The organism is Flavobacterium sp. UW10123 (assembly GCF_040538975.1).
In the GTDB taxonomy this organism is placed as follows: Bacteria; Bacteroidota; Bacteroidia; order Flavobacteriales; family Flavobacteriaceae; genus Flavobacterium.
This window is the reverse complement of the sequence record NZ_JBEWQE010000002.1, coordinates 37,616-57,957: the sequence shown is the minus strand read 5'-3', so window position 1 is coordinate 57,957 and position 20,342 is coordinate 37,616. Positions and strand designations below refer to the sequence as shown.

The following is a 20,342-nucleotide window of genomic DNA, read 5'->3' as shown; positions in this document are numbered from 1 at the left end:
AAAAGCATAAAAAAACCCCAAGAACTAATAAATAGCTCCCGAGGTTTATGGTCACTTTTTTCGGAATAGTGAATTGTAAATATAGAATAATTTTCTTACAAAAAAAAGCCTTTCAGAATTTTACTTCCGAAAGGCTTTTCTACTACAAATTAATTGGCAAAATTATTTCCATCCGCCGCCCAAGTCTCTATAAACATGAACTGCAGCATTTAATTGTTCTTTTTTAGTATCAATTAATTCCAGTTTAGCTTCTAATGCATCTCTTTGCGTCATTAAAACTTCGAAATAATCTACTCTAGCCGATTTAAACAAATCGTTTGAAACATCAATAGAAGTATTTAAAGCGTCAACTTGTTTCGATTTAAGATCGTATCCTTTTTGAAGGTTCTCAATCTTAGACATTTGGTTTGAAACTTCTAAATAAGCATTTAAAACCGTACGATCGTAATTGTATAATGCCTGAAGCTGTCTTGCATTGGCACTTGCAAACTCCGCTTTGATTGCATTTCTGTTAATCAATGGCGCAACAAGGTCTCCAGCCAATGAATATAAAAGTGATTCTGGCATAGTGAACAAATAAGAAGGTTTAAAAGCGTTTACTCCAATTGCAGCTGTAATATCCAAAGAAGGATAAAACTCAGCACGAGCTACTTTTACATCTAATTTTGCTGCAACCAATTCCAATTCTGCTTGTTTAACATCTGGACGATTCTGTAACAATTGAGATGGAATTCCAGAACTTACAACAGCTGGCAATAAACTTAAAAAGTTAGTACTACTTGTTCTTTTAATTTCTTGAGGATATCTTCCTAGCAAGAAGTTAATTTTGTTTTCGTTTTCTTTTATTTTTTGTAAAATATCAAACTCTAAACTTTGTGAAGTTAAAACCTCTGCTTCAAATTTCTTAACTCCCAATTCTGTTGCTCTTGCCGCTTGTTTTTGAACTTTTACAATTTCTAAAGCGTTAGTCTGCAATTTTATTGTCTGTTTTACAATATCCAACTGATTGTCTAGAGCCAATAATTCGTAATAAGAATCGGCAACTTCTGCGATGAGGTTTGTAATAACAAAGTTTTTACCTTCTACCGTAGCCAAATATCTGTTTAAAGCTGCTTTTTTAGAATTACGCAATTTTTTCCAGATATCTACCTCCCAGTTTGCATAAGCTGCAATGGTAAAATCTCCTAGCGGATCTGGTGTCTCAACACCCGGTTTGATCTCTGTTGTAGCATCACCCGCACCTTGACTGGTATATCTACCCACTTTTTCTACTCCTGCCCCTGCACGCAAACCTGCTGTTGGCAATAAAAGTCCTTTTTTTACACGAATATCATTCTTTGCAATTTCGATTTCCTGCAAAGTGATATTCAGTTCCTGATTGTTTTTTAATGCAGCATCGATTAAATCTACTAGATTCTGATCTTTAAAATAATCTTTCCAGTTTAATGCTGCTGTATTATTGTTTGCGTCCTGAGTCTGTGCTGTTGCGCCAAACGATTCAGGAACTGGTGTACTGGTTGTTACTGCTGCCTCAGGTGCAGGGGTTTTACACCCTGCAACTGCTAGACATACAGCCAATGCAATACTATATTGATATGATTTAACTTTATACATGATTGTTATCAATTTCTTCTGTTAATGGATTCTCTTCTTCATGTTTTACCAGTTTATATTTTTCTGCAATTTTCGCAAAAATGAAATACAAGCCCGGAATTACAAATACACCGCAAATGGTTCCGATAAGCATACCTCCAGCGGCTGCAGTACCAATTGTTCGGTTACCAATTTTACCTGGACCTGTTGCAAATGCAAGTGGTAATAACCCCGCAATAAAAGCAAATGAAGTCATCAAAATTGGACGGAACCTTGCTTTTGCTCCTTCCATTGCTGATTGTAAAACGGATAATCCTGCAGTGTGCCTTTGTATTGCAAACTCTACAATCAGTACGGCATTTTTACCTAATAATCCAATAAGCATTACCATGGCAACCTGAGCGTAAATATTGTTTTCTAATCCTGTTAATTTCAATAAAAGGAAAGCTCCAAAAATACCTGCTGGCAACGAAAGAATTACTGATAATGGCAAAATAAAACTTTCATATTGTGCAGCTAATACTAAGTAAACGAATCCTAAACAGATTAAGAATACCCAAATTGCTTGATTACCTTGCGCTACCTCATCAGCAGAGATACCTGCCCAGTCAATGTCATATCCTCTTGGCAATTTTTCAGCTGCAATTCTCTGAATTACTTTAATCGCTGTACCAGAACTATAACCCGCAGCTGGAGAACCACTGATCTGTGTTGAGGTATACATATTATGACGCGTAATTTCTGAAAGTCCGTACACTTTTTCTAATTTCATGAAAGCAGAATATGGCACCATTTCATCACGATCGTTTTTCACATACAATTTCAAGATATCATCTGGCTGTGCACGATATTCTGGTGAAGCCTGAACAATTACTTTGTAGTTGATACCGAATTTAATAAAACTGATCTCATAGTTACTTCCTACAAGAGTTGATAACGTATTCATCGCATTTTCAATAGAAACTCCTTTTTGCTGTGCTAAGTCGTTATCGACTTTCATCATGTATTGAGGGAAGCTAGAGCTATAAAAACTAAATACGTTTGACAATTCTGGCTGTTTGTTCAATTCAGCAACAAAGTCGTTGTTTACCTGTTCCATTCTCTTATAATCAACAGAACCAGTTTTGTCTAGCAAACGAAGCTCAAATCCTCCTGCAGCTCCATATCCAGGTACAGCTGGTGGTTGGAAAAACTCGATATTAGCACCTGTAATATCTTTACATTTTTCCTCCATTTCATGCATAATCTCTAGAACAGATTCCTTTCTGTCGCTCCAGTCTTTCAAGTTCACCAAACAAGTTCCTGAGTTGGCACCTGTACCTTCAGAAAGAATCTCATAACCTGCCAATGAAGAAACTGATTTTACTCCATCAATATCTTCAGCAATTTTCTGAACTCTTTCTGCAATATTATTTGTTCTTTCTAATGATGAACCTGGAGGCGTCTGAATAACAGCATAAAACATTCCCTGATCCTCATTCGGAATAAATCCTGAAGGAACTGAACTGCTTATCAAAAATGTTCCGATACAGAAACCAACAAGCGCTACAATCGTAACCACTCTTCTATCAACAATTTTACCTAATAGATTTTGGTATTTACCTTGAGCTAGATTAAATTTTTCGTTGAAAGCATCAATAAATCTATTGGCAGGCGTTGGCTTTTTAGGTTGTCCGTGATTATTTTTTAACATCATTGCACAAAGTGCTGGAGTCAATGTCAAAGCCACGATACCAGAAAGGATAATCGCCGTTGCCATAGTTACAGAGAACTGTCTATAGAAAACTCCAACAGGACCAGACATAAACGCTACTGGAATAAATACCGCCGCCATTAAGAATGTAATCGCAATAATTGCTCCTGCGATCTCGTGCATAGCTTGTTTAGTCGCTTTAAATGGTGAGAGATGTTCTTCTTCCATCTTGGCGTGAACGGCCTCGATAACCACAATCGCGTCATCGACGACGACTCCAATTGCTAATACTAAGGCAAATAATGTGATTAAGTTCAATGAAATATCGAAGAAAGTCATGAACACAAAAGTTCCTACCAGCGATACAGGTACCGCAATTGCCGGAATAACTGTAGAACGCCAGTCTCCTAAGAAAAGGAAAACTACTAAACCTACCAGAATAAAGGCTTCAACAAGCGTGTGGATTACTTTTTCGATAGAAGCATCAAGGAACTTAGAAACGTCATATGAAATTTCATAATCCATTCCTTTTGGAAATCTTTGTTTGATTTTTTCCAATTTGGCTTTAACTTCTTCAATAACCTGATTCGCGTTACTTCCAAAAGATTGTTTCAATACAATCGCCGCAGATGGTCTTCCATTCAAATTAGAATAGATATCATACATCGAGCTTCCAAATTCAACCTTAGCAACATCTTTCAATCTCAAAAGCTCTCCGTTCGCATTTGCTTTTACTACAATATTCTCGTATTGTTCTTTTGTTGTAAAACGTCCTGAATATTTCAATACATATTCAAATGCTTGCGAACGTTTACCAGAACTTTCTCCCGTTTTACCCGGAGAAGCCTCCAAACTCTGACTAGATAATGCTTCCATTATTTCATCAGCAGAAATTTTATAAGCCAACATACGATCTGGTTTTAGCCAAATACGCATTGCATATTCACGTGTCCCTAAGATATCTCCAGAACCAATACCATTTACCCTTTTTAATTCAGAAAGTACGTTGATATCGGCATAGTTATATAAGAACTTCATGTCGGTATTTTTGTCTGTACTGTAAAGGTTCACGTACATCAACATACTTGGCACCTCTCTTGTAATTTTAATACCTTCACGAATTACTAAAGGAGGAAGTTTATTAGTAACAGAAGCCACACGGTTCTGTACGTTAATTGCTGCTTGGTTAGGATCTGTACCTAAGTTAAAAACAACTTTAATTGTAGCTTCACCGTCGTTTCCTGCATCAGAAGCCATATATTTCATCCCTGGAACACCGTTTAAGGCTCTTTCCAAAGGAATAACCACTGCCTTAACCATCAGCTCACCGTTAGATCCAGGATAATCTGCGGTAACATTCACCATTGGAGGCGAAATTGTAGGGAATTGTGTAATTGGTAAATTTAAAACCGACAATACCCCTAAAAAGACAATAATCAACGATATTACGATCGAAAGAACAGGTCTTTGAATAAATTTATTAAACATTTTTATATTTTTTAAATGATTAAACTTATTGAAGTTTAAAATGTTTCAAGTTTCAGGTTTCAAGTTTCAGGTTTCAAGTTTTTGGTTCAGTACGTAACTTGAAACCTGAAACTTGAAACTATTAAACAAAAAACTATTCTGCTTTTAAGCGTAAATGATTGATTACTTCTTTAGGAGATTTGTAGTCAAATTTAATCTTGTCGTTTTCTTTTACTTTCTGAACTCCTTCAAGTAAAATTCTATCATTTTCTGTAATACCGCTTTTAATCATGTACAAATCAGGAATTTCACCTGTAATTGTAATTTCTCTAGAACTGACTTTGTCGTCCTTGCCTACTACAAAAACATATTTTTTATCCTGAATTTCGTAAGTTGCTTTTTGCGGAATTACAACGGCATTTTTAAGAGGAACATTCATTTGAACTTGCCCTGTCTCACCATTTCTAAGTAATTTTCCAGAATTTGGGAATCTTGCTCTGAAAGCGATATTTCCTGTTTCGTTGTTGAATTCACTTTCGATTACTTCAACATTTCCTTTTTCTTTAAAAATATCTCCGTTAGCCAAAACTAAGTTTACTTTGTTATCTGCACGTTCTTTAATATTAGTCTCGTAACTAATATATTCTGGCTCCGAAACATTGAAGTAAGCAAACATCTGACTGTTGTCTGAAAGACTTGTCAATAATTCGCCTTCGTCAATTAAACTTCCTAATTTTAAAGGAATACGGTCGATTGTTCCGTCAAACGGAGCTCTGATTTCTGTAAATGATAAATGAAGTTTTGCTAACGATACTTCAGCTTTTGCAGATTGTAGTTTTGCTTGAGCAACACTTAATTCGTTTTTAGAAACGATATTTTTGTCTGCCAATAATTTAGAGTTCTGCAATTCGATTTCTGCAGATTTTTGTTCTGACTGCGCTTTTAATAATTCTGCCTGATACATATTTGGCATAATTTTAAACAACAGTTGTCCTTTTTTTACAAACTGTCCTTCGTCAACATATATATTTTGTAAAAACCCTTTTTCTTGGGCGCGAAGTTCGATATTACGAACCGATCTTATTTGTGAAACGTATTCTTTAGTAAATGAAGTGTCAATTCTAACCGGGTTAGTAACCGTAAATTTTTCTACTTCTTCTTTTTCTTCTTTTTTAGATGTACAGCTCGTTAAGCACACCAAGGCCATTAAGCCTGTGAAAACAATGATTTTTTTCATGATTTAGTTTGGAAATTAAGCGATTGAATGCTTTGGAATGAAAATTCCTTTTGGATGTTAAAATGCACCAGTCAGCCTTAGTCTAGACCATAACTTTCATATAAGCGGAAGTAGAAAAAATATACAACAGCAAGATACGCAGAGATCAAAACTCAGGTAACCGATGTATACTTTAGAATCAAATTCTTAATACTCGTTGAGTAATATAGATGGGATTTGAATGCCCAAATACGGGCGTAGAAATTTTTAAACGATTGGAATCATTCGCTGCAGACTGATCTGAAAGTGCCAGATACAAAGTGTCTACCAAACTATACGAAGCCGTAAAATACTTGTTCGTTAGTAAATTAGTATCATCACCACCAAGAAGATCCTCTTCTAAATCAATATCTGTAGCTTCTTCAATTGTTGAAGTTCCACGATCTTGATTAGTAAATTTAACTCTGTGTTTTTGCAGATGATGGTGATTATGAGGACCAAAAGTATTTGCATTCAAATATTGGCCTCCGCCAAACAGAAGCATATTCATGAATACTAAAAATACTATTAACTTTCTCATTTCGGTGCGAAAGTAATAAAAGAATTAAAACAAAAAAAGAATTTTTAACAAGGTTTAACAGTTCGGTAAAACGAAAACGTTTTCTGTAACTTTTTATATGAAGAAGAGATGAAGAAAAGCATTATACAACTCAAAACCAATAACATAAACAACTACAAAACAATTATTTACATAAAAAAATAAATTCGATTTTTATATCTTAATTTCCATTACAGTAAATTCTTTACCAGCTTTTACAAATGTTTTATGAGTATCCATAAGTCCCATTTTTTCATAAAAAGATTTTTTATTGCTTCTAGCATTACACCAAACTTTTTGCAAATCTTTACTTTTTGCAAATTTCAGAATATGTTTTAAAAGAGAAGTAGCAATTCCTTTTCCTTGATACTCTTCTAAAGTCGCAAGTTTTCTAAACTGCATTTCTTTTCCTTCAATAAAACAAGAAACTATAGAAACTAATTTATCTTCTTCAAAAACACCAAAATGAAATCCTGAATCGTCTTCTTCTAGCTGTACAAATTCAAAAGGCTGGTCGGGCCACATTACTTCATGCCTAATTTGCCAGGTATCGGATGCTTTTATTGTTCTAATTTCCATAACTTTTATAAAATCTTTTCAAAAATAACTCATTTTAATCTGATTAGGAAAGCAAACTCAAAAAACGAACAGATCTAGCCATCAAAACTTTACAAGAAAATAAATCAGACAAATCGTTCAATTCTAATCAATTATGTTTATTTTTATGCTACCAAAATCAAATAAGATCCTTATGAAAAAATTCTTTTTAGCAGCATTTTTATGTTTTTGTGTAAATGGATTTGCGCAATTAATACAAGTTGGACCGCAGTTTTCGACCAATATTACTTCTGTTGATGCAAAAAACTTTAGCTCCGACCATACCAATACAGGAATTGGTTTCGCCGCCTTTGCTCGAGTAAACCTTACTGTTTTTTATGCGCAGGGCGAATTTGGTTATGCTCAAACTAATTTCAGCGTTTTTCAAGATGGAGTTGGAGAAACCGAATTTAAATTGTCTGGTACTGATGCGACTTTAATCGCCGGTTTTAAAATTATTCCGCTTGGAAAAATAGGAAATGTAAGAGTCTTTGCTGGGTACAATTGGAAGAATTATTCAGATATAAGCAACAGCAATAATCTTAATGCTATAGCATTTGAAAGAAATAACCACAGTGTGCTAGGAGGTGTTGGAGTTGATGTTTGGAGACTTACTTTTGATGTAAGATATCTTGCCGGGTTAACTGATATAGATGCTTCTGACGGCGAAATTAAAACTGGCGTAACCAGCCTTTCACTTGGATTTAAATTTTTATAAAACAATAAAAAAGGGAATCAATTGATTCTCTTTTTTATTGTTTTTAGATCTTAATATAATAACTTTCTTCGTTATCATTCTTTATCTTTTCTATTCCTGTTTCTGTTTTGATCGCTACATTAACAACACGTAGAATATTTGATTTTTCATTAAGACTACAGTTCCAAATTGTTCCATCTGAAAGGATAATTTCTGAAAATACAGATCCAGTATTATTTGTATCATTATAAATCAAATTTTCTGTCCTTGTAAGTTTCTTTACTTTTGTTTTTTTGTTCACTTCATAAAACAATATTTCATTTTCTTTGATTTCGATAAATGCATCAAAATCAGACTGATTATTGTTTGCTGATGCAGAAGACCAAACTGGTTGATTTCCTGCTCGTTTCCAAGTGCCAATAGCATTATTTAAAATTTCTTTTCTCAAAATAACTCGCAAAGTATCTACTTTATTAACTGCATCTTTTCCAATTTCATTGCCAGGCTCAATCTTGGCTACTAGAAAAAATAAATCGATTGCCTTTACAAAATCAGCTTTTTTGTAGTAAGAGATAGCGAGTTCGTATTTGCTTTTTTGAAATACTTTTTTTTGATCATTCTGTCCAAAGAACTGAAATGTACTAAATAATACAATCAATACAAATGTATTTTTCATTAAAATATGTAGGTTTTTTATTACCTCACAAACTTAATGTTTTTTTTAAGAAAAATCTTTACGGTTTTCCGTATTTTTGTTTTTTGTTAATTATTCTAAACAAATAATAGTATCTTCCTAAAAATAAAACAACATTATTAACTAATTCATTAAAAATAATTCAATCTATTTAACAAGTAAAACATTATTTTCTGGAGTCGCGTCCATAAAAATTCCTCCATCAAGCTGAATCTGAGTTATTTTTTTTGAACTTTTCAAGATTATTTTGACCGTTTTTTGATTCTTCTCCCAAATCGCTGGTGTCTGATGTAAGATTACTTTCGTTTTATCAGCATAAGTAATTACAACATCAAACGGAATTGCAAAACCTCCAATGTTTTCTACTGTTATAATTTTCTTGTCTGCAGAAATCCCTTTTACTGCAAGATCTATATAATTGTTGGTAAAGAACCAATTATTAAAAAACCAATTTAAATTCTTACCCGTTGCCGTATTAAATGAATTAAAATAATCCCATGGAATTGGGTGTTTTCCGTTCCAAATATCCATATAATCGTGCAATGCTTTTTTGAACAAATCGTCTCCCAACATATCTTTCAAAGCTAAATAAGAAAGAGAAGCTTTACCATAAGAGTTATTTCCGTAACCTGCACCAGAAACTTGTGTAGACATTGTTATGATAGGCTGATCTTGTTCTGCAGATCGATCATTAATATAATGTTTTACTCTAAATTCTTTGTAAAATTTATCTGCAGCTTCTTTGCCGTGTTCAGCAATTCCGATTAAGTATTCAAAAGTGGTTGCCCAACCTTCATCCATAAAAGCATAACGTGTTTCATTAATTCCCATATAGAAAGGAAAATAAGTATGCGCTACTTCGTGGTCTTGCACTAATTGCGCAAAAATAGGATCTCCCATTTCAGAGTCATTACACATCATAGGATATTCCATATCGGCAAAACCTTGAAAAGCTGTCATTTTAGAAAACGGATATGGAACTCCCGGCCAATTGTTAGAAAACCAATCTAAAGCATATTGATTGTTTTTTACAGAATTTACGAAATCTGCCCCTTTAATGTCATAAGCTGCCTGAACGCTTACACGACGGTTTGTTTTCTTATCTACCACAACACTACTGGCATCCCATAAATAATGGTCGCTTAATCCGAAACAAACATCTGTGATATTTTTAGCTTCAAATTTCCAGACATTCCAATCGTATTGTTTGGTTACAATACCGCTTTTCATTTCTTGTTCATTAGCAATATGTAGGATTTCGTCTGTTGTGTATGATTTTTTCAAACGTGAAGCAAATTCAGGTTGCAATACCTCATCTGGGTTTAATAAATCACCTGTCGCGTAAACCACATAATTTTTTGGTGCTTTTACAGAAAAAACATAGTCATTAAAATCATTATAAAATTCCTGACGATCTGTATGTGGTAGTCTATCCCAACCATTATAATCATCAAAAACTGAAACTCTTGGGTAACTATAAGCTACAAAGAAAGTAGTTTCGTCAATCTGACCTTCTCGCCCACTCTCTTTAGACAGAGGATAATTCCATTGAATATTTATAATGGTTTTTGAATTCGGCAAAATTGGTTTTTGCAATTTCACATTTCCAACAGTTCCCCAATTTTTAGCGTCTTCTTTGTACACTTCGTTTTCGACTTTCAATGAGGTAATTGTTAATCCGTCACTTAAAAAATCGTTGCTTACATCACTTCCGCGAGATGAGGTAGGTTTATGAAGATTATTTACAAAACGGATCACTAAATTTCTTAAAGTGTCTTTGCTATTGTTTTCGTAAATAATGGTTTCTGTACCGCTTACCAATCTGGTTTTAGGGTCAACAGAAATTTCCATATTATATTTTCCGCGGTTTTGCCAATAGTTTATGCCTGGCTTGCCATCTTTAGAACGCGTTCCGTTTTCATACGCTTTTTTTATATTTCGCGGCATATAAAGCTCTTGAGCAATAGTATTTTGGACAAAAAGAACAAATGCTATTAATGCAAATTGCAAAAATCTCTTTTTCATAAATGATTCTTAGGTCTTTAAATTGTTATAGTATATAAGACTGTTATTTTAAAACAATGTTACAAATTTAATTATTAATTGTTAATGGTTGATGGTTTGTAGTGGATGGTTGTTGGTTAATGGTGCTTTTTAATTTTTAATTTTTAATTTAAAAAACTAAGCATCTCAGAACCTTAGCATCTTTAAAAGAAAAACCGTCTATCACCTAAAGCAACAGACGGCATCTACAATTAATATATAACCTTGATTACTACAAAATATAATCGGTATTAATAAAATTCGATTCTTTGCTGTTAAGCAATTCCTGCAGAATCTCATTATTATAATCGATATCTTTTGAAGCTACAAACGTACGGATTGAGAAAGAACGTAAAGCATCTGGAATACTCAAAGTTCCTACAGCAGAATCTTTTCTTCCTGTGAAAGGGAAAGCATCTGGCCCTCTTTGGCAAGAGCTGTTTAAGTTTACGCGACAAACTAAGTTAACCAAAGCATCAATAAGCGGTGCCAATGTTTTGATGTCTTTACCAAACAAACTTACTTGCTGTCCGTAATTTGATTCTGCCATATCTTTCAATGGTTCTTTAATATCTTTGAAAGAAAGTACAGGAACAACTGGACCAAACTGCTCTTCATGATAAACGCGCATTTCTTTGTTTACTGGGTAAAGAACTGCTGGGAAAATATAATTATCAGTATGCTTACCTCCTTTTTCATTGATAATTTTAGCACCTTTATGAACAGCGTCATCAATTAAGCCTTGAATATATTTTGGTTTATCTGTCTCTGGAAGCGGTGTCAATGAAACTCCTTTTTCCCACGGATTTCCAAAAACCAAACTATCTACTTTTTCAGCAAAACGTTTATTGAATTCTTCTCTAATAGATTCGTGAACGTATAACACTTTTAAAGCCGTACAACGCTGTCCGTTAAAAGACAAACTTCCTGTAATACATTCTTGAATAGCCAAATCTAAATCGGCATCTGGAAGAATAATCGCTGGATTTTTGGCTTCTAAACCTAAAATAAGACGCAATCTGTTTTTGTTTGGATGCTGATCTTGTAAAGCAATCGCCGATTTACTGTTTCCAATTAATGCCAAAACATCAATTTTTCCAGATTTCATAATCGGAGAAGCTACTTCGCGTCCTCTACCGTAAACGATATTAATTACCCCTTTTGGAAAACTGCTTCTAAAAGCTTCCAACAATGGAGAAATACATAAAACACCGTGTTTAGCAGGTTTGAAGATTACGGTATTTCCCATAATCAAAGCTGGAATCAATAATGAGAAAGTTTCATTAAGCGGATAATTATATGGCCCGAGACATAAAACCACTCCAAGAGGTCCACGACGAATCATTGCGTTTACTCCCTGAACTTTTTCGAAATGCGAACTGCGTCCGTTTAATTCTTTGTAGCTTGCAATAGTGTCGTAAATATACTCTACTGTTCTGTCGAATTCTTTTTGCGAATCTCCTAATGATTTTCCAATTTCCCACATTAAGTATTTCACTACTTCTTCGCGGGTTTCTTTCATTTGCTTCACAAATTTTTCCATGCATTTAATACGATCCACTACTTTCATAGTCGGCCATAAACCTTGTCCCATATCGTATGCATTGGTAGCAGCTTCGACAACTTCTGCTGCTTCTTTTTCTCCCATAAAAGGAATAGATCCTAATAAAGTCGGCGTATATTTTTCAGTTGAAGAAATAGTAGAAAACACAGGTGTGGTTTGCCCTGTCCATTGTTTCAATTCTCCATTTACAAGATAAGTATCTTGGTTTATCAGTGCATTAATCTGATATTCTTCTGGTATAAAACTCATAATTTGGTTATTTAATGGTCTGGTAATTCTATTTTCAAAAGAAAAAAGAGGCTTTTTTATTGCCTCTTCTTCTTTTATGGTTGTACTGTTTCACCTTCCCAATCTAGGATTCCTCCAAGCAGATTGTAAGCGTTTTCTATACCTAACTCGTTCATAATCTGGCATGCTTTTGCACTTCTAGCTCCAGAACGGCAGTATACGTAATAGTTTTTATTTTTGTCTAATTCTTCGATTTCATAGATAAATGCCTGCCCTTTATTGATATCAATATTAAGAGCATTCTCAATGTAGCCGTCATTAAATTCGTCTTCAGTTCTTACATCAAGTATAACTGCATTTTCGTCAGCTTCTAACTGAGCAACCCAATCTTCTTGTGATAAATTCATAATAAAATGTGTTTTTGTAAAATTACGACGTTTCTATATATAAAAAACGTACCAAATGCGATTTCGATTATTATTCTCAGAAAACGTTTTAGAGAAAGTATTATAATCAGTGAATTACAAATTTAGTTACTATTTTTAAAAATTCAGCCTACAAAATCGATAGAAAATAGGATTTTTTCATTTATATAAAATTCATCTTAAATCTGATTTTCTGATAATTATTCCCATTTCAAACCATTATCTTTGCAAACAAATACATTTTTTAATTCGATTTTGATAAATATATCAGCCACGAATTGCACAAATTGGCACTAATTTATTTGTGAAAATTGGTGCAATTCGTGGCAAAAAAAATACACAATGCAACATTCATTAAAAACCATATTCCCTAATTTCTCCAACGAGCTTATCGCTACAATTGAAGAAAACGGAAGCCTTCAAGATTTTAAAGCCGGTACCATTTTAATGCGAACCGGGCAGTATATAAAAAATACCGTTTTGATTATTAAAGGTAAAATCAAAATCTATCGCGAAGGTGAAGATGGCGGAGAGTTCTTAATGTATTATTTACAGCCAGGACAAGCCTGCGCTATCTCGATGATCTGCACTGCTAAAAGCGAAAAAAGCCAAATTATGGCAAAAGTAGTTGAAGATGTTACTGTGATGATGATTCCGCTGCAATTGATGGACAAATGGATGATGGAACACCGCTCTTGGTATGAATTTGTTATTGAAACTTACCGAAGCCGTTTTGAAGAAGTTTTAGAAGTGGTCGATAATATTGCTTTCCGCTCTATGGATGAAAGATTAGAATTTTATTTAAAAAGACATTCTGATGCTTGTGGCTGTTCTGAGGTAAATCTTTCACATCAAGAAATTGCAACCGAATTGAATACTTCTCGCGAAGTGGTTTCTAGATTACTCAAAAAAATGGAACAGCGCGGTCTAGTCAAACTCAACAGAAACCAGATTGAGTTATTGAAATAATTTTTTTTTCTGCCACAGATTAAAAGGATTAGATGGATTTTTCTATTCTTAAATAAAAAGAAATCCTAATAATCCTTTTAATCTGTGGCAAAAACATCTCCTCTTGTCAAGCTGAGCGAAGTCGAAGCTCTACAAAGTATTTAGACTTCACTCAAACTGCCAAAGGCAACATCCAAACAAAAAGAAATCTTTTTAATCCTTTTAATCTGTGGCAAAAAGAAAATTCGCGAAAATTTGTGTAATTCGTGGCGAAAAAAAATCTTCTGTGATAAATGTTACTGTAAGATTCTAATTTCCGAAGCAACTTTGCATTAAAATAAAATGCAATGGAATATTTAGGCTATTTTGCTTCAATCATAATCGGAATCTCGCTGGGTTTAATCGGCGGAGGCGGGTCTATACTTACTATTCCAATTTTAGTTTATCTTTTTAAAGTAAATCCCGATCAGGCGACTTCTTATTCTTTATTTATTGTCGGATTAACCGCTTTATTTGGAAGTTACAGCCATTATAAAATGGGTAATTTGAGACTGAAATCTGCCTTATATTTTGCAATTCCTTCGGTTATTTCGATTCTGATCATCCGCGAAGTTATTTTCCCGCAAATTGCTTCTACCTTATTTTCTGTAGCTTCTTATACCGTTTCAAAAGATTTTCTGATTATGATTATCTTTTCGATCCTGATGATTACTGCAGCTATTTCTATGATTAAAAAGAATCAGCCCGAAATAACAGCAGCAGAAACCAATTATCCGCAGCTTAGCTTTATTGGCTTTTTGGTCGGAATTGTAACGGGTTTTCTAGGTGCTGGCGGCGGATTCTTAATTATTCCTGCCCTGCTCTTTTTCGCAAAACTTCCTATGAAACAAGCAGTTGGAACTTCATTGTTAATAATTACCATTAATTCCTCAATAGGTTTTGCAGGCGATTTATACATCGGAACACCAATAAACTATACTTTTTTATTGAGCGTTTCAGCAATGGCTTTAATCGGAATGTTTATTGGAAGTCAGCTTTCTAAGAAAATTGATGGCACAAAATTAAAACCACTCTTCGGATGGTTTGTCCTCGTAATGGGATTTTATATTATTGCTAAAGAAGTCTTATTCTAAGAGCAATTTCAAAAAGTTTTATTTAGTTTCACTTGTAGAGTAATCTTTGTCAAAGCATTAAACTTTGACAAAGATGAAACTAAAAACCTTCAAATCTCTCCAAATTTATCTTTATAGCGTTCCAATTCAATTTCGGTTCTGGAAAGCAATTTTTCTAATAACTGAATTTTGTCTTCATATAATTCTTTTATAATTGAAGTATTATCGGCATTGATTAAAATACTTCCATTATTATTTCCAGTTATTTTATTGAAACTATTAAAGTATTTGTCGTACTCAAAACTAATTATATCTTCTACACTGACATCTAAAATCTTTCCTATTTCAACCAGTTTTTCATAACTCAAAGAAGTTTTTCCTTTCTCAATTTTACTGTAACCCGCCTGAGTTACACCTAATCTTTCTGCCATATATTCTTGAGTGTAGTTTTTTAACTCTCTAATGTTTCTAATCTTGTTTTTAATTGTTGTGGCCATAATTTTTATTCTGATTTGGGATCATGTATAGTTAAAATAGCCAGCCGTCAAATTACAACGGCTTAACTATACAGATTTTGGGTAAAACTATTTCACTATTAGGAATACCATGAATTAGCGTTTTGTTAATTTTCTTTTTTTGATGATCAAACAACCATATATCAATGCTGCCATTATGAAAAAAGTATCATAACGGAAAATATCAAATACAAACATTTCTGATTTTTTCTTAGGCAGTTTTTTGTATACTGCGTTCAAATTGAAGATCTAAATAATAATCGATCTGCTTACCAACCAATGCGCGATCTTTTGACGCAATTTTGGTTCTTATTTCATTTTGGTAAATATCTTTAACAAAAATAAAATATACAAATTCGGCCTTATCGCTAGACCACAAAACCACAACTAAGGCATAACACAAAACTGCAGGAATAACATAATGCAGATCTGTTATATTAGAAAACAGCATACAATAATATGCAAAAGCAGTTACAGTAATAAACGTGGCATTTTCTAGAAAATACTTTTTCTTTTTTTTAAGCAGTCCGAGTTCTTTAATTTCATCAAACCGATACTGCCAATTCTTAGATTTGTAACGAAATCTAACCTTGTCGGAAAAAATTGTTAATGGCATAAATTTAGTAGGTAAAAATAGATTTAAGATTTTAGTAAAATCGTTTCTAAAAATTTTTTAGGGGGAAAAAATTCTTAGAAACACAATATTAAGCATTAACTGCTTTTTTTTCTTACAACACAACTTATAGAATATAACTATTGGTTGTAATTAAATCTTTTGTAAAAATTGCCTTATGGTTTTATAACAAAATATTCTTCAATTAAAAAATCCGTTTATTCATAGAGAACAAACGGATTTACGTTTTTATTTTTAAAATTTTACTTTTTAAGAAGCTTTTCTAAATATTCTACTTTTTCTTTTTCTGCTTGAACTAATGCTTTTTCAGCCTGAACCAGTCGTTCATAAAGTTCTACCACTTTATCTAAAGGATTAAAAGTCGCATACATTCCTTGATTAAAGCTATTTCCTTGACTTGAACTATTATCATAAAAGTTATTAAAGAAATTGAAAACAGATTCTTCTGAGAAATTTTCAATTGCTTCGATAGTAACACCAAGTGCTTTTGCTATTTCTGTCAATTTTTCTTTATCGATCGTTTCACTTGATTCAATATTCGAAACAGTTTGCTGGCTTAAACCAATCGCAATTGCCAAAGCTTCCTGCTTCATTCCTTTAAGCTCTCTAATTCGGCTTATGTTTCTTCCTATATGTTTTGGTTTTGCTGTTGCACTCATAATTCAAAGATATTTAAAATTCTTGAGAAATTATTTGATTCGTAAAAATACAAGTTTTTCGTACTAATGCAAAAAGCCAAATTGACATTAAAATAAAAACTTTATCTCAATTCATAAGTCCATTTTGACGTCTTCTCATCAAAATCTACAGAAATATAAGCCATGTAATCAACGGCTATTTGTGTTACTTTACTTCTTTTTATTTCCCAACTCTTTATTTTTTTCAGCAATTCTATACTATAAATTTCAAATTCCGTTATAGGTCTTCTACTTTTTACATTAAATTCTTTCATTAAACCAAAATTCGGATCAATTTTAAAATCCTCAGAAGATTTATACCAATCAAAAAAATTAAAAACAGAAACTAATTCTCCTTTTTTATTAATGTACAATGCAAAAAATCCAGATGGCTTATCTGATTTTATATTTTTGGCAGTTTTAAAAATGGAGTCCAAATTTGTAATCGGTTTTGTGGGATTAAATTCATTGTTCACAGCATAGTCAAGATCATAGATGTAGTTGTCTAATTTAAATTCGTTGCCATGATCCAACACTTTTTGCAAGAGAGGATCAATTCCTCTTTCCCGAATAACTTGCGAATTGGAACAAATTATACCAAAATATAATTTTCTGCCTTTTCCATGTGCAAAAACAAGCCATTCTTGATTTAGATATGCTTCTGTATAACACGAATCCCACATACCTTCTTTTTGATATTCAAATGTAAATGACATTTCTTTCGGAATCTTACCATTCTTATAACTTTCAAGCACCTTAAATTTAATAGTATAAGTTGCTGAATCTTTACTAATGGTTTTATTTGTAATTATTCCCTTAAATACATGTTTTGATGCATAAAATTCTAATATTGGTTTAGGTATATCACAACTGCAAGCAATTGCTTTTACAGATACAAATAATAAAATAAGTATCGTTAGTATTTGTTTTTTCATAGCTGTTTTCTGAATTGCCTCCAGCTTTAGCTGGAGGTAAACAAATGTATACAAAAAAGGCTTTAGCCAAAACCGCAAAGTTTGGCTAAAGCCCAATTCAAATCTCAACAAAAACCTCCAGCTAAAGCTGGAGGCAATTCATATATATCGACAGTAAATTCAATTCGTGAAAATTCGTGTAATTAGTGGCAAACAAAAAAAACTAATGTTCTCCATACCCAACATCATCCATTTTCCCGCTGAAAACTCGATATTGAATAATAAAATAGATAATCACCAGAAACAAAGCGATAAAAAACCAGCTCAAACCAGCGTTTAATCCGTATTCGTGAGCGGCAGTATTGTAGATGGTTAAAGACGGATTTACTTTATTGGTTGAAGGCAAAACATTTGGGAAAATCGAAACTGCTGTAGAAGCAAATCCTCCAACTAAAAACAAAGTCGAAAACAGAAATCCGTGACCGTCTTTTTTAAAGGAACGAACTTTGAATAATCCAGCAATTCCAACAAAAGTCATTAAAGGAAAAAACCAAAGAATCGGATTTTCAACAAAATTGTGAAATGGTTTCGGCTCAATAAAGTGCCAAATTCCCAAAGAGATAAATACCAAAACCAGCAAAACAAAATTCAGTCTAAAAACTACATTTTTCAATTTCGGATTCAGCGCCGAATTCGTTTTATAAATAATCCAATTTGCGCCATGAATTGTCAAAGCGACAACACTCACAACACCTAGAAAAAGCGTAAACCAGTCGATAATTCCCAATTCATTAGCCTGCGGACTAAAAGTCGGATTCCATAAAGGCAGAAAGAAATAATGCGCTTCTTGCGTTGAAACGCCATTTTGAACCATTCCGAGATTGACACCACGAACGATATTTCCAAGAGCAATTCCGAAGAAAAGAGCCAAAAGCAAACTTGCAATTCCGAAAGCTTTATCCCAAATCGCTTCCCACATATGATTATGAATTTGTCCACGCATTTCGAGTCCGATGGCACGGAAAATCAGAAGCCATAAAATCATAATCAGAGGCAGATAAAAACCGCTGAAAGAAGAAGCATATAAAGTTGGAAAAGCAAAAAACAAAACGCCTCCAGCTGCAATAAGCCAAACTTCATTGGCATCCCAAAACGGACCGATTGCGTTTGTAATTGCTTTTTTATCTTTTTCTGTATCGGCAAAAAATAAATGAATAATTCCTGCACCAAAATCATAGCCGTCTAAAACCAGATAAACAGCCAGAATTCCCATTAAAACTACGTACCAAAAAAATTCCATACTTATATTTTTTCTGTTGAAAGTTCCACATGATGCGGCCCTTTATTGATAATTTTTCCAACCAAAAGCAAAAACAGCATTCCTAGCAAAAGGTACAAACCTATAAAACCCAACAATGTAAATAACGTATTTCCAGAAGAAACTGTTGGCGAAGCTCCAGCCGCTGTTCGCATTAAATTATAAACCAGCCAAGGCTGTCTTCCTAATTCGGCCGTGTACCAGCCTGTTGTATTGGCGATGTACGGAAATGGCATCATAAACATGAGCGACCATAAAAGCCATTTGGTTTCAAAAAGTTTCCCTCTTATTAATTGGAAAAGAGAAATTACCATCAAGCCAATAAAAACAGTTCCGAGCCCGACCATAATATGATAAGCATAATACAATCCTGAAATATTAGTCGGATGAAGATCTTCTTCAAACTGATCTAAGCCTTGAATTTCCTGATCCCAATTTCCGTAAGTCAAGAAACTCAGAATATTTGGAACGGCAATTTTGTTATCCAATTTTTTGTCTTTTACGTCTGGCTGACCGATTAAGACAATCTCTGAACCTTTCTTTTCGGTATGAAAAATTCCTTCCATTGCGGCAAAAGTTACGGGTTGGTACTTCACCACATTTTTAGCTGCTAAATCTCCCGTTGGAACTGCTACAATAATGCTCGAAGTCAATCCGAAGATTACTCCTGTTTTCAAGAACAATTTCCCGAAAGAAACATTCTTTTTGCTTAAAATATAGAAAGCTCCAATTCCGGCAACAACAAAAGAGCTTGTCACCAACGAAGCGGCTTGATTGTGTAAATAAGAAGGCCAAAGCCAAGGATTTAAGAATAATGCTTGAAAGTTATTCAACACAAATTTTCCGTTTTCCAGAATTTCATAACCCACAGGATTCTGCATCCAAGAATGTGTAGCAATGATTAAAAATCCGCTGGCCCAAGAACCAATCATAATTAATAATCCCGTCACAAAATGCCATTTATGTCCCAGAAGTTTTTCTCCAAATAAAAATAAACCCAGGAAAGAAGATTCGAGAAAGAAAGAAAACATTCCTTCCATTGCCAATGTTTGACCGATGATTCCTCCTGTCAATTCGGAGAACTTAGCCCAGTTGGTTCCAAATTGAAACTCCATCGGAATTCCCGTTACAACGCCCATTGCAAAATTGAGGGCGAAGATTTTCATCCAGAAATGGGTGGCGTGATTGTATTGTTCGTCTTTAGTTTTGAGATATTTCCACTTGAAGTACACAATGATCAACGAAAGACCCATTGTAAGTTGCGGAAAAAGATAATGAAAAGTGATCGTGAAGGCAAATTGCATTCGATCATAAAAGAGCATTTCTTCCATAATGGTAATTTGTTTATGAAGTTTCACAAATTTAACCATTAGAACCCGAATTAACGCCTTTTAAAAAAAGTTTATCGC

Annotated in this window: 18 protein-coding genes; 3 read left to right on the top strand and 15 right to left on the bottom strand. The window is 33.6% G+C overall.

What is annotated here, in order from left to right; all coding sequences use genetic code 11:
* Positions 1–162 precede the first annotated feature (162 nt).
* From ABXT06_RS02645 to ABXT06_RS02625, 5 genes are all read right to left on the bottom strand, one after another.
* Entirely contained in the window at positions 163–1,614 is a 1,452-nt protein-coding gene (locus ABXT06_RS02645; RefSeq protein WP_354589341.1) for a TolC family protein, read from the bottom strand.
* The gene (locus ABXT06_RS02640; protein ID WP_354589340.1) at positions 1,607–4,774 is read right to left on the bottom strand and encodes an efflux RND transporter permease subunit; all 3,168 of its coding nucleotides are present in this window, start codon (positions 4,772–4,774) and stop codon (positions 1,607–1,609) included. The genes ABXT06_RS02645 and ABXT06_RS02640 overlap by 8 nt, the downstream gene beginning before the upstream one ends.
* A gap of 133 nt (positions 4,775–4,907) precedes the next feature.
* Positions 4,908–5,990: an efflux RND transporter periplasmic adaptor subunit gene (locus tag ABXT06_RS02635; protein ID WP_354589339.1), complete on the bottom strand. Its 1,083-nt coding sequence runs from the start codon at positions 5,988–5,990 to the stop codon at positions 4,908–4,910.
* A 178-nt stretch (positions 5,991–6,168) separates the two neighbouring features.
* The gene (locus ABXT06_RS02630) at positions 6,169–6,549 is read right to left on the bottom strand and encodes a hypothetical protein (RefSeq protein ID WP_354589338.1); all 381 of its coding nucleotides are present in this window, start codon (positions 6,547–6,549) and stop codon (positions 6,169–6,171) included.
* A gap of 192 nt (positions 6,550–6,741) precedes the next feature.
* On the bottom strand, positions 6,742–7,146 hold the full coding sequence (locus ABXT06_RS02625) for a GNAT family N-acetyltransferase (RefSeq protein ID WP_354589337.1): 405 nt from the start codon (positions 7,144–7,146) through the stop codon (positions 6,742–6,744).
* 172 nt (positions 7,147–7,318) lie between these two features.
* On the opposite strand from ABXT06_RS02625, the gene ABXT06_RS02620 reads away from it, so the two are divergent.
* Entirely contained in the window at positions 7,319–7,882 is a 564-nt protein-coding gene (locus ABXT06_RS02620; RefSeq protein ID WP_354589336.1) for an outer membrane beta-barrel protein, read from the top strand.
* A 43-nt stretch (positions 7,883–7,925) separates the two neighbouring features.
* Here ABXT06_RS02620 and ABXT06_RS02615 read toward each other — a convergent pair whose 3' ends face one another.
* From ABXT06_RS02615 to ABXT06_RS02600, 4 genes are all read right to left on the bottom strand, one after another.
* Positions 7,926–8,537 (bottom strand): hypothetical protein, encoded by a 612-nt coding sequence (locus tag ABXT06_RS02615; RefSeq protein ID WP_354589335.1) that lies wholly within the window; start codon positions 8,535–8,537, stop codon positions 7,926–7,928.
* Positions 8,538–8,702: 165 nt separating this feature from the next.
* On the bottom strand, positions 8,703–10,580 hold the full coding sequence (locus ABXT06_RS02610) for a M1 family metallopeptidase (protein WP_354589334.1): 1,878 nt from the start codon (positions 10,578–10,580) through the stop codon (positions 8,703–8,705).
* Positions 10,581–10,830: 250 nt separating this feature from the next.
* A complete protein-coding gene (locus ABXT06_RS02605) occupies positions 10,831–12,411 on the bottom strand; it encodes an NADP-dependent glyceraldehyde-3-phosphate dehydrogenase (RefSeq protein ID WP_354589333.1) in 1,581 nt (526 codons plus the stop codon).
* Positions 12,412–12,485: 74 nt separating this feature from the next.
* Positions 12,486–12,797, bottom strand: coding sequence for a rhodanese-like domain-containing protein (locus ABXT06_RS02600; RefSeq protein ID WP_095929060.1), 312 nt, complete (start codon positions 12,795–12,797; stop codon positions 12,486–12,488).
* Positions 12,798–13,157: 360 nt separating this feature from the next.
* On the opposite strand from ABXT06_RS02600, the gene ABXT06_RS02595 reads away from it, so the two are divergent.
* Positions 13,158–13,784 (top strand): Crp/Fnr family transcriptional regulator, encoded by a 627-nt coding sequence (locus ABXT06_RS02595; protein WP_198856618.1) that lies wholly within the window; start codon positions 13,158–13,160, stop codon positions 13,782–13,784.
* 326 nt (positions 13,785–14,110) lie between these two features.
* Complete coding sequence (locus ABXT06_RS02590) at positions 14,111–14,896, top strand: sulfite exporter TauE/SafE family protein (protein WP_354589332.1); 786 nt, start codon at positions 14,111–14,113, stop codon at positions 14,894–14,896.
* 89 nt (positions 14,897–14,985) lie between these two features.
* On the opposite strand, the gene ABXT06_RS02585 is transcribed toward ABXT06_RS02590, so the two are convergent.
* The 6 genes from ABXT06_RS02585 to ABXT06_RS02560 all read right to left on the bottom strand — a co-directional run bounded on the left by ABXT06_RS02585 (position 14,986) and on the right by ABXT06_RS02560 (position 20,264).
* Positions 14,986–15,372, bottom strand: coding sequence for a helix-turn-helix transcriptional regulator (locus ABXT06_RS02585; RefSeq protein ID WP_354589331.1), 387 nt, complete (start codon positions 15,370–15,372; stop codon positions 14,986–14,988).
* Between the two features lie 229 nt (positions 15,373–15,601).
* The gene (locus ABXT06_RS02580) at positions 15,602–16,006 is read right to left on the bottom strand and encodes a hypothetical protein (protein ID WP_354589330.1); all 405 of its coding nucleotides are present in this window, start codon (positions 16,004–16,006) and stop codon (positions 15,602–15,604) included.
* Between the two features lie 260 nt (positions 16,007–16,266).
* Positions 16,267–16,683 (bottom strand): helix-turn-helix domain-containing protein, encoded by a 417-nt coding sequence (locus tag ABXT06_RS02575; protein WP_354589329.1) that lies wholly within the window; start codon positions 16,681–16,683, stop codon positions 16,267–16,269.
* Between the two features lie 101 nt (positions 16,684–16,784).
* Positions 16,785–17,636 carry a hypothetical protein gene (locus ABXT06_RS02570; RefSeq protein ID WP_354589328.1) on the bottom strand — a complete coding sequence of 284 codons (852 nt, stop codon included), beginning with the start codon at positions 17,634–17,636 and terminating at the stop codon, positions 16,785–16,787.
* A 202-nt stretch (positions 17,637–17,838) separates the two neighbouring features.
* On the bottom strand, positions 17,839–18,915 hold the full coding sequence (cydB, locus tag ABXT06_RS02565) for a cytochrome d ubiquinol oxidase subunit II (RefSeq protein WP_354589327.1): 1,077 nt from the start codon (positions 18,913–18,915) through the stop codon (positions 17,839–17,841).
* A gap of 2 nt (positions 18,916–18,917) precedes the next feature.
* Positions 18,918–20,264 carry a cytochrome ubiquinol oxidase subunit I gene (locus tag ABXT06_RS02560; protein WP_354589633.1) on the bottom strand — a complete coding sequence of 449 codons (1,347 nt, stop codon included), beginning with the start codon at positions 20,262–20,264 and terminating at the stop codon, positions 18,918–18,920.
* Between the last annotated feature and the right edge of the window lie 78 nt (positions 20,265–20,342).